Source organism: Kitasatospora sp. NPDC088779 (genome assembly GCF_040685395.1).
GTDB lineage: Bacteria > Actinomycetota > Actinomycetes > Streptomycetales > Streptomycetaceae > Kitasatospora.
Map to the genome: position 1 here is coordinate 51,553 of NZ_JBFBHW010000010.1, position 20,956 is coordinate 72,508.

Consider the following 20,956-nt stretch of genomic DNA (forward strand, 5'->3'; position numbering starts at 1 on the left):
CGGTCAGGGCGCGGTCCGGCCGGGCTTGGCCGAACTCGGCCGGCCCGTGGGCTTGGTGGTGGTCGGCGTCGTGGCCGTCGGAGTCGGCGTGGGTGTGGGCGTCGGTGTCGAGGTCGGCGTCGGGGCGGCCGTGGGCGGCCCCGTCGGCGGTCCGGTCAGTCCGTCCGCGATCTGCTGCTCCAGCCACGGCGTCACGAACCGCATGCCGGCCGGAGTGAGGTGCACCCCGTCGTTGGCGGGGGTGACCCAGTGGCCGTCGCGGTCCTTCCACGCGCAGGTCTCGTACGGGCAGAAGAAGGTGTTGAGGTCGACCAGCCGGACGGCGCCGGCGGTGGCCTTCACGTAGGCGGCGACCTGCTGGTCGTAACAGGTGCCCCAGCCCTTGTCGATGGCGCCGTTCTCGACCCGTTCGTTCATCAGCAGCACCCGGGCGCCGGGCGCGCGGCGACGGACCTGGTCCACGGCCTGGGTGAGCTGGGTGGTGTAGCGGCTCCTGTAGTCCTCCTCGCAGGGGCTGAGCCAGCTGCCGTCGAGGTACTGCTCGGCGGCGTCCCAGCCGAGGTGGATCACGACGGCCTGCGGGGCGGCGCCGGTGAGTTGCCGGTCCCACGCGGCGGCCCGGTCGCGGCACTCCCGGCTGGTGTCGAACTCCTCGCCGGAGGTGGTGCGCACCTTGTCCGGGTCGAACACGCCGCAGCCGCTGATCCCGCCGTCGACCACCCGGTAGCGGTCGCCGTGCCGGTAGAGGCCGGTGGCGAGGTCCTGGGCGAAGGAGTCGCCGAGGACGAGGACCGCGGGCTTGCCGCTCGGCCCGGACCGCATGTCGTACTGGACCCAGGCGGGCAGGTACCAGGCGCCGGTGGTGGCCACCGCCGTGGCGACGGCCAGCAGCGGGACGGCCGGGAAGGCCCGCCAGCGCAGCACCCGCAGCTTCTCGGTGCCGGTGTGCATCAGCCAGGCCAGCACCCAGGAGAGCGGTGCGCCGATGGCGAGCAGCAGTTGCGGCGAGATGTCGTCGACGTAGTGCTGGAGCAGCCAGTACACCGGCAGGTGGAGCAGGTAGAGGCTGTAGGAGATGGTGCCGGTGAGCCGCAGCGGGGGCAGTGACAGCAGCCGGACCAGCGGGCCCCGGTCGTGGCAGAGCGAGGCGGCCAGGACGGCGGCCAGCGCCGCGACCGCGGCCAGCCCGCCCTGGTAGAGCAGCGGCTCGTGGTAGCCGCTGACGGACAGGCTGGCCCAGACCAGGCCGCCGAGGGCCGCGGTCCCGAGCAGGGCGGGCGCCAGGGTGCCGGCCGCTCCGGAGCGGTCGAGCAGGCGCCGCCGGGAGCGGGTGGCGCCGTCGCCGCCGGGGGCCGCCGCGCGGACCTGGCGGCGCAGCCGCAGGTGGACGGCGAAGGCGGCGGTGGCGCCGGCCGCGAAGCCGACCGCGCGGGTCTCGGTGCCGAGGTAGAGGCGGTCGCTGTTGTCGCCGTTCCACATCAGCGGGGCGACGAGCGCGGCGACGACGAACAGCCCGGCGGTGACGACGCCGGTCGCGCGCAGCGAGCGGCGGCAGAGACCGAAGACCGCGAGCAGCAGCAGCGGCCAGAGCGCGTAGAACTGCTCGGTGATGCTGAGCGACCACATGGCCGCGAGCGGGTCGATGGAGGCGAAGTGCTGCCAGTAGGCGTCGCCGCGGGCCAGTTGGGCCCAGTTGGCGACCTGGCCGAGCGCGGCGAGCGCCTGCGGGCGGAGGTCCCTGACGTCCCGTAGCGGGCTGACCAGTGCGGACAGCGCGACGACGAGGAGGACGGTGGCGAGCAGTCCGGGCAGCAGCCGCTTGGCCCGGCGGCGGTAGAAGACGCCGAGCCGGATGCCGTCGGTGCGGTCCAGTTCGCGGATCAGCACCAGGGTCACCAGGAAGCCGGAGAGGACGAAGAAGACGTCCACGCCGAACAGGCCGTTCTGGAACCAGTTGGTGTGGTAGAGCAGGACGGAGGCGATGGCGAGGCCGCGCAGCCCGTCGACCGCCGGGAAGCGGACGGAGGGCGGCAGCGGCCCGCGCGGCCGGGGCGCCGGTGCGGGGATCGCGTAGCGGCTGGTGGCCGGGGGCTCGATGCCCCGGGACGTGCGCATGTCCTGGAGCGTGGGGCCGCTCGCGGGCGTGCCGAGGCCGGGCCCGTCGTCCATGTGGTGCGTCCCCCCGGGATCGGTCGGCTGCCGCGACGTGGCATCAGACGTGATCTGTGGTTTATATCAAAAGACGTCCGTTGATCGTCTGTCGGTCACCGGGGAGGAGGAGGGCCGACGGCGCCCCGTCCGGGCTCAGAACGCCAGGCTGTAGACCATCAGGTCCATGCCCGGGTACGGGGACCAGTCGCGCTCGGGGGTGCGGCGGAAGCCGGTCCGCTCGTAGACGCGGTGGGCGGCGGTCATCTGCGGGCGGGTGGAGAACGCCATGCCGTCCAGGGCGAGTTCGCGGCTGCGGGCGATGGTGGCGCGGACCAGGGCCTCGCCGACGCCCCGGCCGCGGGCGGCCGCGGCGGTGGCGAGCATCCGGATCTCGCCCTCGCGCGGGCCGGCGATGTCGGCCCACTCGGTGCCGCCGACGGCGTAGGTCACGCAGCCGAGGACCCGTCCTTCGGCCTGGTCGACCGCGACCAGGAGCTCGGCCTCCCGGGCCCGGCGGGCGGCGTCGCGCAGGAGCTCGACGTAGCTGCTCTCGGGCGAGGTGTGGCCGTCGCCGACGAAGGCCTCGACGGTGATGCGGCCGGCGTCGTCGAGGTCCTCCGGAAGGGCCTGGCGGATGAGGATGTCCATCCCGTCAGTGTGCCGGAACCGTCCGGGGTGGTGATCTCCGGGGTGGCCCGGACCGGGAGGGTGGCCGGGTCGGCGGAGGGGCGCAGCGAGGCGGCGGGCATGGTGCCGTACAGCCGGTCCAGGCGTTCCGGGCCGGCCGGGTAGCCGCCCGGGCGGTGCCAGTTGTCGCGGCCGGTGGCGGCGCCGCGGGCGACCTCCCGGCCGATCAGGGTGCCGAGCAGGCCGAAACCGCCGACGGCCCCGACCAGGGCGATTGCGCTTGCGAGAGTGCCGCTGTCCATGGCTCCACTCTGGTCGGGCGGGGCGGCGGCCACGAGTGGCAGGAATGACTGATCTCGTCGAAAAACTGCCATCCGGCCCTTCCGTCGCCGGTGCCGGCCGGGGCATCCTGGGCGGCATGCTGAAGAACGTGGTCGCGGTGGTGCTGGAGGAGATCCACCCCTTCGAGCTCGGTGTCGCCTGCGAGGTCTTCGGCCTCGACCGCACGGCCGACGGCCTGCCCGGGTACGACTTCGCGATCGCCGGCGCCCGCCCCGGGCCGCACACGACGCACGCCGGGTTCGCGGTGGACGTCCCGCACGGCCCCGAGCGGCTGGCCGGGGCCGACCTGGTGGTGGTCACCGCGACGGCGATCCGCCCGGAGTACCCGGAGCCGCTGCTGGCGGCGCTGCGCTCGGTGGTGGCGGACGGCGGCAGGGTGCTGTCCATCTGTAGCGGCGCCTTCGTGCTCGGCGCCGCCGGGCTGCTGGACGACCGCCGCTCCACCACCCACTGGCGGCACAGCGAGGACCTGGCCCGGCGCTTCCCGCGGACCGCCGTCGAGCCGGACGTGCTGTACGTGGACGACGACCCGGTGATCACCTCGGCCGGGACGGCCGCCGGCATCGACGCCTGCCTGCACCTGGTGCGCAAGGTGCAGGGCGCCGAGGTGGCCCGGGGGATCGCCCGCCGGATGGTGGTGGCGCCGCACCGGGAGGGCGGGCAGGCCCAGTTCGTGAGCCGCCCGCTGCCCGGCGGCGACGGCGACTCGCTGGCGCCGCTGCTCGACTGGATGCGCCACCACCTGGACCGGGACTGCACCGTCGAGCAGTTGGCCGCCAGGGTCCACATGTCCCCGCGCACCTTCGCCCGCCGCTTCCAGCAGGAGACCGGCACCACGCCGCACCGCTGGCTGACCGGGCAGCGGGTGCTGCTCGCCCAGCGGCTGCTGGAGTCCACCGCCGAACCGGTGGACGCGATCGCCGCCCGCTGCGGCTTCGGCAACGCGGCCGCGCTGCGGCACCACTTCGGGCGCCGGCTGGGGACCACGCCGCTGGCCTACCGGCGCTGCTTCGCCTGCCCGGACGACGAGACGTGACCGGACGACGAGGTGTGACCGGACGACGAGGCATGACCGGACGACGGGGAGTGACCGGGCGACGAGGCGCGACCGGACGAGGGCGCGTGACGGCTCGTCAATTCTCCAGGGCGAGGTGGTCGACGGTGTTCCAGCGCTCCGGGTGCAGCCGCCCGTCCTGGGCGCGCCACAGGCTGGTGGAACAGTTGCGCACCGGCGCGAGCGCGGTGAGCCGTTCCTCGGTGAGCCGCTCCAGCACGTAGCGCAGCATCAGCACCGTGCAGTCGTGCGCGACCAGCAGGACGGGCCGCCCGGCCTCCTCCTCGCAGACGTCCCGCAGCAGGCTGCGCACCCGCAGCGCGACGTCGGCCCAGGACTCGCCGCCGGGCGGCCGGTAGTACAGCTCGCCCATCTTGCGCCGCCGGGCGGACTCCTCCGGGTGCTTGGCCTCGATCGCGGCCCGCGTCAGCATCTCCAGGACGCCCAGCTCGCGGTCGCGCAGCCGCTCGTCGTGGCGCACGGCGAGGGTGACCGGGACGGCGCCGAGCCCGGCGGCCTGGGCGAGCGCGATCCGGGCGGTCTCGGTGGTGCGCACGTACGGCGAGCACCAGACGCTGCGCGGGCGGTCGGTGCTGGGCAGGGCGGCCCACCAGCGGCCGAGCGCCTGGGCCTGCTGCTGGCCGTGCAGCGACAGCGGGATGTCGGCGTCCCGGCAGCTGATCGGGACGCTGAGCGCGCCGGTGGCCTCGGCCAGCTGGAACTCGACGTTGGCGGTGGACTCGCCGTGTCGGGTGGCGATCAGCAGGGACGGCAGCCGGGTGGCCGACGCCGGGCGGTGGGTGGTGAGGTGGTGCGGGCTCTGGGTGGACTGGTGCTGGCCGTTGAGGGTGGTGCCGAGTTCTGCCATGGCCGCGTGCTCCCCGTGGGTCGATCAGTTGCCGGCCGGTCGCCGGTCCGGTCTGGTGGTGCCCTGCGAAGGCGGCTGTTCATACATATGATCGCGCCGCCTTCTCCAGTGTTCACGGAGAGGGCGGCGCGATCACAGGGCGCGTGCGGCGCGAATCAGTGCGCCGCTACGGGCTCCGGCGCGTTCTTCGGCTCCTCGTCGCCGGCCTCGGCGCTGTAGTCGGCGGGCCTGGTCTCGTCCGGGCCCTCGGGTGCCTTGACGGCGCGCAGCACCAGGGTGAGCGCCACCGCGACGATCAGGTTGAGCGCGAAGGCGGTCAGGCCGATGTAGCCGATCTCGCCGATGCCGGGGATCGCGGCCGCGTTGCCGCCGAAGTGCTTGGTGGCGGGGCTCGCGATGCCGTAGGCCTTCCAGGTGCCGTAGGCCATGCCGGCCGCCCAGCCGGCGAACAGCGCCCAGTGGTGGAACCAGCGGGTGAACAGGCCGCCGACGATCGCCACGAAGGTCTGGAGGATCCACAGGCCGCCGAGCAGCTGGAGGTTGATCGCGGCCTGCTTGTCCATGCCGAGCACGAAGACCAGCGCGCCGACCTTCACCAGCAGCGAGACCAGCTTGGCGATCCGGGTCTCGTCCGCCGGGGTGGCGGCGGGCTTCAGCCACTCCTTGTAGACGTTGCGGGTGAACAGGTTGGCCGCCGCGATCGACATGATGGCGGCCGGCACCAGCGCGCCGATCCCGATCGCCGCGAAGGCCACGCCGGTGAACCAGTCCGGGAACATGTCGGCGAACAGCTGCGGCACGGACAACTGGGCGTTGAACTTCTTGTCGCCCTTGCCGACGCCCGCCGCGATGGCCATGAAGCCGAGCAGCGCCAGCAGGCCCAGCATCAGCGAGTACGCGGGCATGATCGCCATGTTGCGGCGCACCGTGCCGCGGGACTTGGAGGCCAGCACACCGGTCACCGAGTGCGGGTACATGAACAGCGCCATCGCCGAGCCCAGCGCCAGCGTCGCGTACGTCCACTGCTTGTCGCCCGGGAGGGTCAGCGAGCCGGCGGACTTGGGGGCGCTGAACTTGTGCGCGGCCGCGTCGAAGATGTGCCCGTAGCCGCCGAGCCGGATCGGGATGTAGATCACCGCGACGATGATCACGATGTAGATCAGGGCGTCCTTGACGAAGGCGATCAGCGCCGGGGCGCGCAGCCCGGAGGAGTAGGTGTACGCGGCCAGCACGCCGAAGGCGAGGAACAGCGGCAGGTCCTTGACGAACCAGTTGGCGTTCTCGCCGCCGCCGACGCCCAGCACGTCCAGCACCGCCTGGATGCCGACGAGTTGGAGCGCGATGTACGGCATGGTGGCCAGGATCCCGGTCAGCGCGACGACCAGGGAGAGCGGCCGCGAGCCGTACCGGCCGCGGACGAAGTCGGCCGGGGTGACGTACCCGTGCACCCGGGAGACCGACCAGAGCCGGGGCAGGAAGAGGAAGACCAGCGGATAGGCGACGATCGTGTACGGCACCGCGAAGAAGCCCGCCGCGCCGGTCGCGTAGACCGCCGCCGGGACGGCGACGAAGGTGTACGCGGTGTAGAGGTCGCCGCCGAGCAGGAACCAGGTGACCCAGGTCCCGAAGCTGCGGCCGCCCAGGCCCCACTCGTCCAGGTGCGCCGCGTCGTCCGCGCGCCGCCAGCGGGCGGCGAGGAAGCCCATCACGGTGACCAGGACGAAGAACAGCACGAAGACCGTGAGGGCCGGCACGTTGACGTGGCTCATCGCGCGCCACCCGCCTTCCGCGCCGCCTTGCGGGCCTTCTCGTCCCGGTTGATCAGCAGGTACGCGGCCACGGTGAACACCGCCGACACCGGCACCCAGAGCAGCTGGTACCAGTAGAAGAACGGCACCCCGCCGACGCCCGGGTCGGTCTTGTCGTACGAGGACACCCACAGCGTCGCGACGATCGGCACGAGCAGGGCGAGCCCGGCCAGCACCCGTTCGGGGGTCACTGCGGGCACCCGCTCCCCGGGTGGCTCGGGCATGACAGGTTCGACGGTATCGGGATCAGACGGCATCTTCGGCTCCGCTCCGGAGGGTTCTCCCCGTCGGCGCCGCAGCCCGCGGGGCACCGCACGCCCCCGCGAACCCGCCGAGCAGCACCATCGGTGATCGACAGTCAGTACGGCTGCGCAATCTAGGGCATGGGGTGATCCATGTCACCGGGGTCGGCGCAACTTCCCGCCATCCGGACGGCATCCGGTCGTATTCGACCGGTACTGCCCCTTCCGTGACGCGAACGGGCACCGGCGCGCGCGGGTCGCGCGCGCCGGTGCCCGTGGTGGCGGGGGGAGTGCCCCGCCCGGACTGCTTCGCCCCGGACTGCTTCGCCCGGACTACTCCGGGCGCTTGAGCCGGGTGATGAACTTGTAGCGGTCGCCGCGGTAGATCGAGCGGACCCACTCCACCGGGTCGCCGTCGGCGTCGAAGGAGTGCCGGGAGAGCTGGAGCATCGGCAGTCCGAGGTCGGAGCCGAGCAGGCCGGCCTCGCGCGGGTTGGCGAGGGTGGTCTCGATGGTCTCCTCGGCCTCGGCCACGGTGACCCCGTACACCTCGCGCAGCGCCGCGTACAGCGAGTTGTGCTTGGCGAGGTTGCGCCGCAGCGCGGGGAAGCGCTTGGCGGACAGGTGGGCGACCTCGATGGCCATCGGGTCGCCGTTGGCCAGGCGCAGGCGCTCGATCCGCAGCACCCGGCCGCCGGGCTTGATGTCGAGCAGCGGGGCGAGCCGGTCGTCGGCGGTGATGTAGCCGATCTCGATCAGCCGCGAGGCGGGCTCCAGGCCCTGGGCCCGCATGTCCTCGGTGTAGGAGGTGAGCTGGAGGGCCTGGGCGACCTTGGGCTTGGCGACGAAGGTGCCCTTGCCCTGGATGCGCTCCAGCCGGCCCTCGACGACCAGTTCCTGCAGCGCCTGGCGCACGGTGGTGCGGGAGGTGTCGAACTGGGCGGCCAGCGCGCGCTCGGGCGGGACGGGGGTGCCGGCGGGCTGGGTCTCGGTGAGCTGGAGCAGGTGGCGCTTGAGACCGTAGTACTTGGGGACGCGCGCGGTCGGGTCGGCGCCGGCCTGCGTCGGGAGGTTTTTCACCTCGGGGTCGTTGACCTGGGCGGTGGTTCCCCCGTCGCTGCTCATCGGACCTGTTCTCCCGCTTCTCGCGGGGCCTTTACGGGCCCCGCCACATAGTTAACGGGTGACATCGTTGCATGTATGGCTACGGAACGAATACCTCATCACGCGATGAACGATGTGCGGTGTCGGCTTGATAACGGGTGGTCCGGATCGGTCGAACAGCCGTTGACAGGCCCATTGGTCTAGGCCAAGCTCCAGGCATCTGGTCTACACCACTAGGCCGGTCACTATGAATCCCCCCACCCGCTCGAAGGGGTCCGCGGCACCTTTCCCCCCGCTTTACGTGGGTCTGCCGCTGCCGCCCGACGGGGGTAACCCAGGCATCCCTCAGGAGGATGGCGTGAAGCGTCAGCTCATCGCGGCGGTCGGCGTCGCAGCAATGGTCGTCGGCCTGGCGGCCTGTGGCTCGGACGGCAAGAGCAAGGACAACGCCGGTTCGAACTCGTCGTCCGCGGCGGGCGCCAAGAACTACAGCGGCAAGACGCTGAAGGTGTGGCTGATGACCGGCTCCGCCCCGAAGGGCTGGACCGACGCGGTCAAGAGCGAGTTCGAGACCACCTACCCGGGCTCCAAGGTCGACTTCCAGATCCAGGAGTGGGACGGCATCGGCCAGAAGGTGACCGCCGCGCTGTCCGAGGGCTCGGTCGACGTCGTCGAGCTCGGCAACACCCAGACCTCCGGCTACGCCGCCTCGGGCGGCCTGCTCGACATCACCAAGGACAAGTCCGCCCTGGGCGGCGACGGTTGGAACGCCAACCAGAACGAGGCCGCCCAGCTGGACGGCAAGCAGTTCGCCGCCCCGTGGTGGGTCTCCAACCGCGTCGTCGCCTACAACAAGGACCTCTGGGCCAAGGCCCAGCTGACCGACGCGCCGAAGACCCTGGACGAGTTCTACGCCGACCTGGACAAGCTGAAGGCCACCGAGGGCGTCGTCGACCCGATCTACCTGCCGGGTCAGGAGTGGTACACCTACTTCGGCCTGCTCGCCGGTGAGGGCGGCAAGATCGCCAAGAAGGACGGCGACAAGTGGGTCGGCGGCCTGTCCTCGCCCGAGGCGCAGAAGGCCTTCGAGACCTACAAGAAGCTGCAGGGCTACTCGGCCACCGGTCCGAAGGACAAGGACGAGGCCACCCCGCAGCAGAAGGACGTCTTCGGCAAGGGCAACGTCGGCACCATGATCGCCCTCGGCTGGGAGCTCCCGGCGGAGAAGGACATGCCGAAGGACAAGATCGGCTTCTTCCCGCTCCCGGGCAAGACCGCTGACAAGCCCTCCGGCGTCTTCCTCGGCGGCTCGAACCTGGCGATCGGTGCGCAGAGCAAGAACACCGACATGGCCAAGGACTTCCTGAAGATCGCCCTCAACGACAAGAACGAGGGTGCGGTCGCCGCCGCCGGCAACATCCCGAACAAGGCCGCGCTGAACAGCCAGCTCACCGGCGACTTCGCGAAGGCCGCCCAGTCCGCCTCGGCGGTCGGCGCGGTCACCCCGATCACCCCGAACTGGGCGAGCGTCGAGGACAAGCCGAACCCGATCAAGGAGTTCCTGACCGCCGCCCTCCAGGGCGGCGACTACGCGGCCACCGCGAAGAAGTACGACGACGAGATCGCGAAGCGGCTCAACCAGAAGCAGTAGGCACCGAGCGGCGTCGCTCACCGACCCCCGGCGGGGGGTCGGTGAGCGACGCCTGTCCGTCGTGGTTCGGGTTGTGAGGAAGTGAGAACGATGGCTGTGCATTCGGAGCGGGTGCAGACGCAGTCCCCGGATTCAGGGAAGGCTGCCGTGGCCGGAATTGAGACGAGTGCCGCCGGTGGTGGCGCCAACGGCACCCCCCGCAAGGGCGCCAGACCCACGGGCGGGCCGGGCCTCGGCGCACGCCTGGCACCGTACCTGCTGCTGCTGCCCGCCACCGTGGCGACCGTCGCCCTGCTCGGCTGGCCGCTGGTGAAGACGGTCCTGCTGTCGTTCCAGAACCTCAACAAGCGCCAGTTCGTCCAGCACCTGACCGAGTGGAACGGCTTCGACAACTACAAGGAGCAGCTGACCGACCCGGACTTCTGGGCGGTCACCGGGCGCACCGTCGCCTTCACCCTGGTCAACGTCGTGCTGATCATGGCCGGCGGCACCCTGATCGGCCTGCTGCTCAACCGCCTCGGCAAGCGGATGCGGCTGCTCCTCTCGGTCGGCCTGCTGATGGCCTGGGCGATGCCCGTGGTCGCCGCGACCACCGTCTACACCTGGCTGTTCGACCAGCAGTGGGGCGTCGTCAACTGGTTCCTGGACAAGCTGGGTTGGCACGCGATGGCCGACTACAACTGGATGAGCGACCAGTACTCGACCTTCTTCGTGGTGATCCTGCTGATCGTCTGGCAGTCGGTCCCCTTCGTGGCGTTCAACATGTACGCCGGACTGACCACCATCCCCAAGGAGCTCTACGAGGCCGCCCGGATGGACGGCGCCGGCGCGTCCAAGATCTTCGGCTCGGTGATCTTCCCGAACCTGAAGCCGTTCTTCCTGGCCACGACGTTCCTGGAGATCATCTGGGTCTTCAAGGCCTTCACCCAGGTGTACGCGATCAACGGCGGCGGCCCCGAGAACCTGACCCGGACCCTGCCCGTGCACGCCTTCCTGGAGGGTTCGTCCGGGCAGCACTACGGCATCGGCTCCGCGATCGCGGTGCTCACCATCCTGATGCTGGGCGCGATGATGGCGTACTACTTCCGCATCATGATCAAGCAGGAGGACGAGCTGTGAGGCGCTCGCTCATCGGACGTACCTGGCCGAACGTGATCGCGGTCGTCCTCTTCGTCTTCTTCATCTTCCCCGTCTACTGGATGATCGCGACTGCCTTCAAGCAGGACAACGACATCATCAGCAAGACGCCGGTCTTCATCCCGTTCAACGGGACCCTGGACCACTTCACCACCGCGATCAACGCGCCCAACTTCTGGACGTACGTCACCAACAGCCTCATCGCCACCATCGGCGCGGTGCTGATCTCGCTGGTGATCGCGACCCTCGCGGCCTTCGCCATCGCCCGGATGAAGTTCCGCGGCCGCAAGGCCTTCGTCCTGGTCGTCATGGTCGCGCAGATGGCGCCGTGGGAGGTCATGACCATCGCGGTCTACATGATCTCGCGCGACAACGAGATGCTGAACAGCCTCGTGCCGCTGACCTTCTTCTACATGATGATGGTGCTGCCCTTCACCATCTGGACGCTGCGCAGCTTCATCGCGGCGGTGCCGAAGGAGCTGGAGGAGTCGGCCATGGTGGACGGCTGCACCCGCTCCCAGGCCTTCGTGAAGGTGATCTTCCCGCTGCTGGCCCCCGGCCTGATGTCGACCTCGCTGTTCGGCTTCATCACCGCGTGGAACGAGTTCCCGCTCGTCCTGATCCTCAACAAGGAGGAGGGCAAGACCCTCCCGCTGTGGCTGTCGTCCTTCAAGACCGCCTTCGGCAACGACTGGGGCGCCACCATGGCCGCGTCCACGATGTTCGCCATCCCCGTGCTGATCCTGTTCGTCTTCCTGCAGCGCAAGGCGGTCGGTGGACTGACCGACGGCGCCGTGAAGGGCTGAGAAACGTGAGCATCCTCGTCCCCACCGCTCCGGTCAGCGACCAGCTGCACCGCGACGCCCTGACCGTCCTGCAGCCCGGCTTCGTCGGCACCGAGCCGCCGCAGTGGCTGCGCCGCCACCTCGCCGCCGGGCTCGGCTCGGTCGCGCTGTTCGACCGCAACGTGGTCGACCTCGACCAGCTCGCCACGCTCACCAAGGCGCTGCGCGAGGAGAACCCCGACCTCCTGATCGCCATCGACGAGGAGAGCGGCGACGTCACCCGGCTGGAGGCGGGCTCCGGCTCGTCCTGGCCCGGCAACCTCGCGCTCGGCGCGATCGACGACCCGGCGCTGACCCGGGACGTCGCCCGCGAGCTGGGCCGGGCGCTGGCCGCGGCCGGCGTCAACTACAACTGGGCGCCCACCGCGGACGTCAACTCCAACCCGCGCAACCCGGTCATCGGCGTCCGCTCCTTCGGCGCCGACCCGGAGCTGTGCGCCCGGCACACCGCCGCCTGGGTGGAGGGCCTCCAGTCGGCCGGCGTGGCCGCCTGCTCCAAGCACTTCCCCGGCCACGGCGACACCGCCGTCGACTCGCACCACGGGCTGCCGGTCATCGACGTGGACCTGGACGTGCTGCGCTCCCGCGACCTGATCCCGTTCCAGGCGGCGATCGCGGCCGGCACCAAGGCCGTGATGACGGCCCACATCATGATCCCGGCGCTCGACCCGAAGCTGCCGGCCACCCTCAGCCCGCTCGTGCTGCGCGACCTGCTGCGCGCGGCCCCGGCCGACGGCGGCCTCGGCTACCAGGGCCTGATCGTCAGCGACGCGATCGAGATGGGCGCCATCGCCGACACCTTCGGGATGGGCGACGGCACCGTGCTGGCCCTGGCGGCCGGCGCGGACGCGATCTGCGTCGGCGGCGGGCTGGCCGACGAGGACACCGTGCTGATGCTGCGCGACGCCATCGTGGCGGGCGTGCGGGCCGGCGTGCTCTCCGAGGAGCGGCTGGCGGACGCCGCCGACCGGGTCCGCTCGCTCGGCAGCTGGGGCCGGATCTCGGCCCAGGGCGAGCGGCCGGAGCCGGACCTCGCGGTCGGCCTGCGGGCCGCCCGCCGGGCGCTGAAGGTGGTCCGGGCGCCGGGCCGCGAGCCGCAGCCGGTGTCCGAGCGCCCGTTCGTGGCCTCGTTCTCGGACGAGCCGAACATCGCCGTCGGCGACGTCACCCCGTGGGGCGTGGCCGGCATGCTGGCCGACCGCTTCCCCGGCACCCGCACCCGCGCGGTCTCGGCGGCCGAGGCCGCCCCCGAGCTGCTGGACGCCCTGGTCGCCGAGCTGGTGGCCGGCGCCGAGGGCCGCCGCCTGGTGCTGGTGGTCCGGGACGCCCACCGGCACGCCTGGATGTCCGCCGCGCTGGGCCGCCTGGTGGCGGCCCGGCCGGACGCCGCGGTGGTCGAGATGGGGCTGCCGCAGTCCGAGCCGGTCGGCGCGCTCTACATCGCCACCCACGGCGCCGCCCGGGTCTGCGGGCTGGCGGCCGTGGAGGTGCTCACCGGGCAGCCGGGAGCCATCGGCTGAGACCGAGGGGGGCGTCACCGGGAGTGTCCGGGAGGCGTCGGCCGACGGGCCCGTCATGCGCATGTCGCATGGCGGGCCCGTTCTGTTTCCCCGCCGTTGACCTGCGGATTCGTCAGGTGACCGTGCTCCCTCAAGTGGGCCTTAAATCCACCTTAAGTTCCACTTAGGGTGACGATACGGCGACTGATCGCCACGGGGTACAACAGCTCTGCAACGGCCGTGGCGACGAGGCCATTTGGCCGTTGACACCACCTATGGTCTAGGCCAGAGTCCAGTCATCCGGTTCGAAATTCAACCTCACCGGATGTGGTATCGGCCCTCCCCGAAGCTCTTCGCCCCTGCCCGGACCCTCCGTTGCGGGCGCCATCACGCTGCCGGCGGGCAACACGGCTCTAGCACCCTCGGAGGATGGCGTGAAGAAGCGTCAGCTCATGTCGACGTTCGGAATCACTGCCCTGGCGATCGGGCTGACGGCCTGTTCATCGGCCGGCACGGCGTCGAAGGACGGCAAGAGCCCCGGCGCCGACCCGAAGGCCGCGAGCGGCACCGTCACCGTCTGGCTGATGGACGACGCCCAGAAGAACTGGCCCGACCTGGTGCAGCAGGTCAACGACCAGTTCGCGGCGAAGTACCCGAACGTCACCCTCAAGCTCGCCTACCAGGGTTGGGCCGACAAGGTGACCAAGCTCGACAAGGCGATCGCCGACGGCTCCGCGCCCGACGTGGTCGAGCTGGGCAACACCGAGACCATGAAGTACGTGCTCTCCGGCGCGCTGGCCCCGGTCGACCGGACCACCTTCGACAACTCCGACAGCTGGATCAAGGCGCTCGCCAACACCTGTACGTACCAGGACAAGCTCTGGTGCGTGCCCTACTACGCCGGCGCCCGGGTCGCCATCTACAACGCCGCCACCTTCCAGCAGGCCACCGGCAGCGCCGAGTTCCCCAAGACCGAGGCCGACCTGACGGCGGCCCTGGACAAGGTCGCCGACAAGAACAAGGCCGACAAGAGCTACTCCTCGCTCTACCTGCCCGGCCCGTACTGGTACGCCGCGATGAGCTACGTGGCCGCGTACGGCGGCAGCATCGCCAAGTTCGACAGCTCCGGCAACTGGCACGGCACCCTGCACGACGCCAAGTCCCAGCAGGGCATCAGCCACTTCGTCGACCTGGTCCGCAAGTACACCAAGGGCGACCTGACGGTGAACGAGCAGAACCAGTTCGAGTCGATGGCCCGCGGGCGCGCCGGGTCCTTCTACGGCAACGGCTACGAGGCGGCCAGCGTCGTCGCGCCGGGCACCGGCGACCCGAGCCTCAAGGACACCGTCAAGATGGCCACCATGCCCGGCCCGGACGGCAAGCCGCTGCCCACCTTCATCGGCGGCTCCGACCTCGCGGTCACCGCCAAGTCCACGCAGGTCGAGCTGGCCACCGACTGGGTGCGGATGTTCACCAGCACCAAGTCCCAGCAGACGCTGGCCGACAAGGACATCCTGCCGAACAACCTCACCCAGCTGAACCCGCTGAAGAACAAGCCGACCACCGCGGCGGCGGCCAACGCCGTGCCGGATGCCTGGTTCACCCCGCTGGCCCCCGGCTGGGGCGCGATCGAGAAGCAGAAGATCCTGCCCGACATGCTGACCGGCATCCTCAAGGGCAAGTCGGTGGACCAGGCCACCAAGGACGCCGACGCCGCGATCGACCAGCTGATCAACAAGGCGTCCTGACCCCGCGCCGCCGTCCAGGTCCTAGGGCCCGTCCCGTCCGGGGCGGGCCTTCGGGTGTGCCCGCCGGGGGCGGCCCCCGTAGGATTGCGGCAGGAAACCACCGCAGCGAGTGTGCGGACTCGCCGCCGTAGAGGTCCCCGTCGGGCAACCTGCCCGGAGGGGTCGAACCATCTCATCGGAGGCACATCCTGATGTCCGACCCGCAGACTGTTTCCGTTCCCGGCCGGATCATGGCGGCGGAGATGGCCGAGCAGCCGGCCGTCCTCCAGCGCATCCTCGACGAGGGTGCCCCGAAGATCCGCCAGATCGCGGCCGAGATCGCCGCCCGCAACCCTCGCTTCGTCCTGCTGACCGCGCGCGGCACGTCCGACAACGCGGCGCTGTACGCCAAGTACCTGATCGAGATCCTGCTCGGCAAGCCGGCCGGCCTGACCTCGATGTCCACCACCACCGCGTACGGCGCCAAGCCGGACCTCACCGACGTCCTGGTCGTCACCGTCAGCCAGTCCGGCGGCTCGCCCGACCTGGTGGCCTCCACCAAGGCCGCCCGCGAGGCCGGCGCCATCACCCTCGCCGTCACCAACAACGCGTCCTCGCCGCTGGCCGAGGTCTCCGAGTTCCACATCGACGTGCTGGCCGGCCCGGAGAAGGCGCTGCCCGCCACCAAGACCTACACCGCCGAGCTGCTGGCGCTCTACCTGCTGGTCGAGGGCCTGCGCGGCGGCGACGGTGCGGCGGCCAAGGAGCTGCCCGGCCTGGCCGCCGGCGTCCTGGCCCGCCACGCCGAGGTGAAGGCGCTGGCCGAGCGGTACCGCTTCGCCCAGCGCCTGGTCATCACCTCGCGCGGCTACGGCTACCCGACCGCCCGCGAGGCGGCGCTGAAGCTGATGGAGACCACCTACATCCCGGCCTCCCCGTTCTCCGGCGCCGACCTGCTGCACGGCCCGCTGGCCATGGTGGACAACGTCTCGCCGGTCATCGCGATCGTCCCGGACGGCAAGGGCGGCGAGGCCCTGCAGCCGGTGCTGGACCGCCTGCGCGGTCGCGGCGCGGACCTGGTCGTGGTCGGCCAGCAGGCGCAGGTGGACGCCGCCTCGGCCGGCTTCGCCCTGCCGGCCGGCGTGCCGGAGGAGGTCCAGCCGATCCTGGAGATCCTCCCGCTGCAGCTGCTGGCCTACGAGGTCACCATCGCCCGCGGCCAGGACCCGGACGCCCCGCGCGCCCTGGCCAAGGTCACCGAGACGCACTGAGGCACGGCGCCACGCGATCGGGCCCCCGTCCACAGGCTGTGGACGGGGGCCCGACTCGTTGAGCGGCGGAACATGGCTTCGGCGGGGGAGCGCCCGGGGAACGCGTCGCACCCCCGGGGCCCGGCGCACCCGGAAAGCACTACGGGCCACGGCGCCGACACGGGACCCTCAACCCATGCGGCACCGCAGCCCGGAGCTGTCGTCGGTCGCCGGAGTCGATCGAGAACTGTGCGGGGTCCTCGTTCGGTGGCGTCCGACCGAGGAAAGGCCTCGCGCGGTCAGGGCAGTTGCGCGGTGGGCCTCTCCTTGGTGCCCTTTCATTGTGGACTAGACCAATCTGGGTTGTCCAGGCCGCTCCGGAAATTGGTCTGGACAACTTCGGGCAGTGGGCTCCGCCGCAGGCCCGGCGCGTGATCCGTTCCCCGGTCCGCCGCGCCCCGCCCCGACCGGCGGCGCTACCCTCGCCATGTGCCCTCGCTGAACGAACTCGTCCGCCGCCACACCACCCTGACCGGGGCCGATGTGGAATGGCTCCACATGCTGGTCTCGGAGTGGCAGCTCCTCTCCGACCTCTCCTTCGCCGACCTGGTCCTGTGGATCCCCACCTGGGACGGCATCCGCTACGTCTCGGTGGCGCAGATGCGGCCCAACACCGGCCCCACCTCCTACCAGGACGACATGGTCGGCCACCTCGTCCCGCGCGGGCGCCGCCCGCTGCTGGACGCCGCCTTCGACGAGGGCCGGATCGTGCGCGAGGGCGACCCGGAGTGGCGCGAGGAGGTGCCGGTCCGGGTCGAGTCCATCCCGGTCCGGCGCGAGGGCAAGGTGCTCGGGGTGATCGCCCGCAACACCAACCTGTTGACCGTCCGCACCCCCAGCCGGCTGGAGCTCACCTACCTGCAGAGCGCCTCCGACCTGGCCCAGATGATCGCCGCCGGCAGCTTCCCCTTCCACGGCGTCGAGCAGATCGACATGGACGCCGCCCCCCGGGTCGGCGACGGCCTGATCCGGCTCGACGCGGACGGCATCGTCACCTACGCCAGCCCCAACGCCCTCTCCGCCTACCACCGCCTCGGCCTCACCACCGACCTGGTCGGCAGCCACCTGGGCCGGGCCACCGCCGAACTGGTCCCGCCCTCCCGGGCGGCCGTGCACGAGGCGCTGGTGAAGCTGGCGAGCGGCTGGGCGCCGCGGCAGACCGAGGTCGAGGTGCAGGGCGGGGTGGTGACCCTGCGGGCCATCCCGCTCAAGCCCAAGGGCACGCTGACCGGTTCGCTGGTGCTGTGCCGGGACGTCACCGAACTGCGCCGCCGCGACCGCGAGCTGATGACCAAGGACGCCACCATCCGGGAGATCCACCACCGGGTGAAGAACAACCTGCAGACCGTCGCCGCCCTGCTGCGGCTGCAGTCCCGCCGGATGGAGTCGGAGGCCGGCCGGGCCGCGCTGGACGAGGCGGTGCGCCGGGTCGGCTCGATCGCGATCGTGCACGAGACGCTGTCCCAGGCGCTGGACGAGCAGGTGGCCTTCGACGAGATCGCCGACCGGGTGCTGGCGATGGTGATGGAGCTGTCCCAGGACGGCCGGGTGGCGACCCGCCGCAGCGGCAGCTTCGGCATCCTGTCCGCCGAGGTGGCCACCCCGCTGTCGATGGTGCTGACCGAACTGCTGCAGAACGCTCTGGAGCACGCCTTCGGCCCGTCCGCCTCCGGGAACCTGGAGGTCAGCGCGCTGCGCGGGCGGGCCCCGGCGACCGGGGCGGGCTGGTCGGACAGCTGGAACGGCGGCGCCCGGCCGGAGGAGTTCCTGCTGATCACGGTGCAGGACGACGGTCGCGGCATGCCCGAGGGGTTCGACCCGCAGACGGCCGGCAACCTCGGCCTGCAGATCGTCCGCACGCTGGCCACCGGTGAGTTGGGCGGCACCTTCGACATGGTGGCCGGTCCGGACGGCGGCACCAAGGTGATCCTGGAGATCCCGGTCCGCTGATCCGCCGGCCGGCCTGGCCCGCCGGGCTGCGGTGCGGCGCGGCGCGGTGCGCGGAAAGGTGCATCGAGGCGCGCGGTGGGGGCGTGCACTCGGCGAAAGGCGCCGGGTGCCCACCCCGCGAGCCCGGCGCGGGTCGGCCCGCGCGAGGGCGTGTCAGGGTGCGGGCGCGCCGGGGCGCGCACACGAACCGGGGCGTGAAAACAGAAACGAGGCCCTGTCGACCGGGGGGGGGTGGGTCGACAGGGCCTCTCAACCCGTTCCGGCCGTCGGGGGGAGTCGGCCGGAACGGGGGCTCTGGGTGGTGCGACACCTCGCCCGTGCGTTGCACACGGTGAGCGCCACAGCTCCACGATATTGCTCTAAGTGAACAGTATCAAGTGGCTGGACGGTCCGGTGTCGCGGGACCTCGCCAGGCAAGGCCCTTTGTGCGGAAGGCTTCACCAGGAGGTGCAGGGAAGCCTTTGATCATGTGTTGATCGGTGTTTCGGTTACTGCTGGTGTTACGGCGTGTGATCAGGCGGTGCGGGCGCGGTTGCGGGCGGCACGGCGCTTCATCGCGCGACGCTCGTCCTCGCTCATACCGCCCCAGACGCCGGCGTCCTGGCCGGTCTCAAGAGCCCACTGCAGGCACTGCTCCATGACCGGACAGCGGCGGCACACGGCCTTGGCTTCCTCGATCTGCAGCAGAGCAGGACCGGTGTTCCCGATCGGGAAGAACAGCTCCGGGTCCTCTTCGCGGCAGACAGCGCGGTGGCGCCAGTCCATGGTCGTCCAACTCCTCCTGCCGGCGGGGGGCACCCGGTCGGCATAATCGATGGCTTGTGAATGTGGCTTGTGAATGTGAACGCTTTCACGAATCCCGCAACAGCAAAAGAGACCAAAGGCCCGCCGGGGCCCGGGTGGTCTGTGCTGGGGAGGGATTCGGCGATTCGAGGGACGCCCCGCGGTCGACACCCGCCAGGTTCTGAGGTTGCCGTCGCTGCGATGCGTCCCGATCGCCATGTAGAGGTTCGCAAACCTCGGGCCCGGATACAACCCCCTTCAGGGAGGAATTTTTGATTCTTCGGTGTCGCCTAGCTCACAGCCAGTACTTCTATGGAGTGAAGGGGGCTTGTGCGTTCGAGAAGAAGGGTGAAACCCCCTTCCGGTCACACAATCACACGCAGTGCCCGCCGTACGCCTGTGAAACTGACGCGACTCCTGTCTCCAAGGTGGTCCCCGTCAACCTGGAACGGGGCCGGTTCCTCTGAAACCAAGGTGAAGTGTCTGACGTCGTGATAGGAGACGACGTGCTTGCCGGACGGGCCGGCCGGCGGGGCGCCTTCGCTCGAAGAGGCGTACGACCGCAGGATCTGACGGATCGTTCGGACGGTGCCGAACGCCGTCATCCGGGTGATCCCGAAGACGTCGAGATCGGTGTCGAAGGAGGCGAGCGGTGAGGGATACACCGGGCGGTTGCCGAGGAACGTCCACGGCGAGGTGTTGCTGACTATGGCCAGGGCCAGGCCCGGCACGCCCTCGCGGCCCGGTAGTTCCAGGGCCACCGGGCCGGAACGACGCTGCTCACGCTGGGTGACGTAGTGCCGCAGCGCCTGCCCCACGTAGAGCGCGTGGGTGGACTTGCGCCCCAACCGGCGCTGCTCCTCGACCCGGCCGACCACCCCGGCGTCGAAGCCCAGGCCGGCGGTGAAGGTGAACCAGCGGTCCGGCAGTCCGTCGGTCATCGCCTTGCCCAGGCCGACCGGCCGCTCGCTCCCGTGCTCCAGCGCGTACAGCAGGGCGCCGGTGGCCTCCACCGGGTCGTTGGGCAGGCCCAGCGCGCGGGCGAACACATTGGTCGAACCGCCCGGCACCACGGCCAGTCGCGGGACCTTCTCGCCCGGGCCGTGCGCGAGCAGCCCGTTCACCACCTCGTTCACGGTGCCGTCACCGCCGAGCGCCACCACCAGGTCGACCGTGCCGTCCTCCGAGGCCTCGCGGGCCAGGTCGCGGGCGTGGCCCCGGTACTGCGTCTCGGCCACCTCCAGCTTGAGGTCGCTGCGCAGCGCGTGGATCAGTACGTCCCTGGTGCGGCCACTGGTGGTGGTGGCCTTGTGGTTCACGACCAGGAGAGCGCGCATGGGGAAAGCCTACGGGTCGGTACGGACCAACCGGCGGCTACCCTGCTGGAGTGACCGCAGAATCCTCCGCACCCGTACCCACGGCGGGCCCGGCCCGTCCCCTGCCGCTGACCGTGGGCGCCGCCATCACCGCCCTGGAGGGCGCCGCGCTGGCCGTCGTCGGCGTCTGGGACATGGTGTCCGCGCTGTCCGGCCAGTCCAAGCAGCTCGCCCTGAACGAGTTCGGCGGCCTGGTCATCGTGCTGCTCGGCGTGCTGCCGGTGCTGGCCGCCCGCGCACTGCTCAAGGAGCGCCGCTGGGGCCGCAGCCCGGCCGTGCTCACCAACTCGATCTGCCTGCCGATCGGGTACTACATGCTGGAGAGCGGCGGCGCGATGATCGGCGTCGGCGTGCTGGTCGGCCTGCTCGGGCTGGTCGGCATCGGCGCGCTGCTGAACCCGAAGTCGACGGCGGCCCTGTACGCCTCGCACGAGGGCTGAGCGCACAGGGCCGCCGGGGGTCGGCCGCCGGCTGGGCGGCCG

At 71.1% G+C, this 20,956-nt stretch carries 17 protein-coding genes; 9 read left to right on the forward strand and 8 right to left on the reverse strand.

The features are described from left to right. Positions 1 to 3: 3 nt before the first annotated feature. Complete coding sequence (locus AB0P03_RS11730) at positions 4 to 2,169, reverse strand: acyltransferase family protein (protein WP_363628678.1); 2,166 nt, start codon at positions 2,167 to 2,169, stop codon at positions 4 to 6. A 135-nt stretch (positions 2,170 to 2,304) separates the two neighbouring features. After that, entirely contained in the window at positions 2,305 to 2,799 is a 495-nt protein-coding gene (locus AB0P03_RS11735; RefSeq protein ID WP_363586955.1) for a GNAT family N-acetyltransferase, read from the reverse strand. Positions 2,800 to 3,196: 397 nt separating this feature from the next. Here AB0P03_RS11735 and AB0P03_RS11740 point away from each other — a divergent pair, with 397 nt between their 5' ends. After that, positions 3,197 to 4,156 (forward strand): helix-turn-helix domain-containing protein, encoded by a 960-nt coding sequence (locus AB0P03_RS11740; protein ID WP_363628680.1) that lies wholly within the window; start codon positions 3,197 to 3,199, stop codon positions 4,154 to 4,156. Positions 4,157 to 4,253: 97 nt separating this feature from the next. On the opposite strand, the gene AB0P03_RS11745 is transcribed toward AB0P03_RS11740, so the two are convergent. From AB0P03_RS11745 to AB0P03_RS11760, 4 genes are all read right to left on the reverse strand, one after another. Continuing rightward, positions 4,254 to 5,042, reverse strand: coding sequence for a histidine phosphatase family protein (locus tag AB0P03_RS11745; RefSeq protein WP_363628682.1), 789 nt, complete (start codon positions 5,040 to 5,042; stop codon positions 4,254 to 4,256). 155 nt (positions 5,043 to 5,197) lie between these two features. After that, positions 5,198 to 6,811, reverse strand: coding sequence for a monocarboxylate uptake permease MctP (gene mctP / locus AB0P03_RS11750; protein ID WP_350879664.1), 1,614 nt, complete (start codon positions 6,809 to 6,811; stop codon positions 5,198 to 5,200). Further along, complete coding sequence (locus AB0P03_RS11755) at positions 6,808 to 7,074, reverse strand: DUF3311 domain-containing protein (RefSeq protein WP_363586951.1); 267 nt, start codon at positions 7,072 to 7,074, stop codon at positions 6,808 to 6,810. Before AB0P03_RS11755 ends, mctP begins: the two co-directional genes overlap by 4 nt. Positions 7,075 to 7,425: 351 nt before the next feature. Then, positions 7,426 to 8,217 (reverse strand): GntR family transcriptional regulator, encoded by a 792-nt coding sequence (locus tag AB0P03_RS11760; RefSeq protein ID WP_244293370.1) that lies wholly within the window; start codon positions 8,215 to 8,217, stop codon positions 7,426 to 7,428. Between the two features lie 337 nt (positions 8,218 to 8,554). Between AB0P03_RS11760 and AB0P03_RS11765 the strand changes: the two genes are divergently transcribed. From AB0P03_RS11765 to AB0P03_RS11795, 7 genes are all read left to right on the forward strand, one after another. Further along, positions 8,555 to 9,847 (forward strand): extracellular solute-binding protein, encoded by a 1,293-nt coding sequence (locus AB0P03_RS11765; protein ID WP_363586950.1) that lies wholly within the window; start codon positions 8,555 to 8,557, stop codon positions 9,845 to 9,847. Between the two features lie 90 nt (positions 9,848 to 9,937). Next, positions 9,938 to 10,966 carry a sugar ABC transporter permease gene (locus tag AB0P03_RS11770; RefSeq protein WP_363588826.1) on the forward strand — a complete coding sequence of 343 codons (1,029 nt, stop codon included), beginning with the start codon at positions 9,938 to 9,940 and terminating at the stop codon, positions 10,964 to 10,966. Next, positions 10,963 to 11,790 (forward strand): carbohydrate ABC transporter permease, encoded by an 828-nt coding sequence (locus AB0P03_RS11775; RefSeq protein ID WP_350879660.1) that lies wholly within the window; start codon positions 10,963 to 10,965, stop codon positions 11,788 to 11,790. Before AB0P03_RS11770 ends, AB0P03_RS11775 begins: the two co-directional genes overlap by 4 nt. Positions 11,791 to 11,795: 5 nt before the next feature. Continuing rightward, complete coding sequence (locus tag AB0P03_RS11780) at positions 11,796 to 13,349, forward strand: glycoside hydrolase family 3 protein (protein ID WP_363628684.1); 1,554 nt, start codon at positions 11,796 to 11,798, stop codon at positions 13,347 to 13,349. Between the two features lie 431 nt (positions 13,350 to 13,780). Beyond that, on the forward strand, positions 13,781 to 15,076 hold the full coding sequence (locus AB0P03_RS11785) for an extracellular solute-binding protein (protein ID WP_363588830.1): 1,296 nt from the start codon (positions 13,781 to 13,783) through the stop codon (positions 15,074 to 15,076). A 191-nt stretch (positions 15,077 to 15,267) separates the two neighbouring features. Further along, entirely contained in the window at positions 15,268 to 16,326 is a 1,059-nt protein-coding gene (locus tag AB0P03_RS11790) for an SIS domain-containing protein (protein WP_063347859.1), read from the forward strand. A gap of 468 nt (positions 16,327 to 16,794) precedes the next feature. Next, positions 16,795 to 18,315, forward strand: coding sequence for a PAS domain-containing sensor histidine kinase (locus AB0P03_RS11795; RefSeq protein WP_363588832.1), 1,521 nt, complete (start codon positions 16,795 to 16,797; stop codon positions 18,313 to 18,315). Positions 18,316 to 18,828: 513 nt separating this feature from the next. Here the strand turns inward: AB0P03_RS11795 and AB0P03_RS11800 are convergent. Then, positions 18,829 to 19,080 (reverse strand): WhiB family transcriptional regulator, encoded by a 252-nt coding sequence (locus AB0P03_RS11800; protein ID WP_014138019.1) that lies wholly within the window; start codon positions 19,078 to 19,080, stop codon positions 18,829 to 18,831. 383 nt (positions 19,081 to 19,463) lie between these two features. Further along, complete coding sequence (locus AB0P03_RS11805) at positions 19,464 to 20,435, reverse strand: diacylglycerol kinase family protein (RefSeq protein ID WP_363588834.1); 972 nt, start codon at positions 20,433 to 20,435, stop codon at positions 19,464 to 19,466. 50 nt (positions 20,436 to 20,485) lie between these two features. Between AB0P03_RS11805 and AB0P03_RS11810 the strand changes: the two genes are divergently transcribed. Then, positions 20,486 to 20,914, forward strand: coding sequence for a hypothetical protein (locus tag AB0P03_RS11810; RefSeq protein ID WP_363588836.1), 429 nt, complete (start codon positions 20,486 to 20,488; stop codon positions 20,912 to 20,914). The last annotated feature ends 42 nt before the right edge of the window (positions 20,915 to 20,956 follow it).

What these genes read in the sequence shown, in the direction of transcription:
- AB0P03_RS11730 (WP_363628678.1), bottom strand. Translation starts at nt 2,169, where the DNA reads ATGGACGACGGGCCCGGCCTCGGCACGCCCGCGAGCGGCCCCACGCTC.
- AB0P03_RS11735 (WP_363586955.1), bottom strand. Translation starts at nt 2,799, where the DNA reads ATGGACATCCTCATCCGCCAGGCCCTTCCGGAGGACCTCGACGACGCC.
- AB0P03_RS11740 (WP_363628680.1), top strand. Translation starts at nt 3,197, where the DNA reads ATGCTGAAGAACGTGGTCGCGGTGGTGCTGGAGGAGATCCACCCCTTC.
- AB0P03_RS11745 (WP_363628682.1), bottom strand. Translation starts at nt 5,042, where the DNA reads ATGGCAGAACTCGGCACCACCCTCAACGGCCAGCACCAGTCCACCCAG.
- mctP (WP_350879664.1), bottom strand. Translation starts at nt 6,811, where the DNA reads ATGAGCCACGTCAACGTGCCGGCCCTCACGGTCTTCGTGCTGTTCTTC.
- AB0P03_RS11755 (WP_363586951.1), bottom strand. Translation starts at nt 7,074, where the DNA reads ATGCCCGAGCCACCCGGGGAGCGGGTGCCCGCAGTGACCCCCGAACGG.
- AB0P03_RS11760 (WP_244293370.1), bottom strand. Translation starts at nt 8,217, where the DNA reads ATGAGCAGCGACGGGGGAACCACCGCCCAGGTCAACGACCCCGAGGTG.
- AB0P03_RS11770 (WP_363588826.1), top strand. Translation starts at nt 9,938, where the DNA reads ATGGCTGTGCATTCGGAGCGGGTGCAGACGCAGTCCCCGGATTCAGGG.
- AB0P03_RS11785 (WP_363588830.1), top strand. Translation starts at nt 13,781, where the DNA reads ATGTCGACGTTCGGAATCACTGCCCTGGCGATCGGGCTGACGGCCTGT.
- AB0P03_RS11790 (WP_063347859.1), top strand. Translation starts at nt 15,268, where the DNA reads ATGTCCGACCCGCAGACTGTTTCCGTTCCCGGCCGGATCATGGCGGCG.
- AB0P03_RS11800 (WP_014138019.1), bottom strand. Translation starts at nt 19,080, where the DNA reads ATGGACTGGCGCCACCGCGCTGTCTGCCGCGAAGAGGACCCGGAGCTG.
- AB0P03_RS11805 (WP_363588834.1), bottom strand. Translation starts at nt 20,435, where the DNA reads ATGCGCGCTCTCCTGGTCGTGAACCACAAGGCCACCACCACCAGTGGC.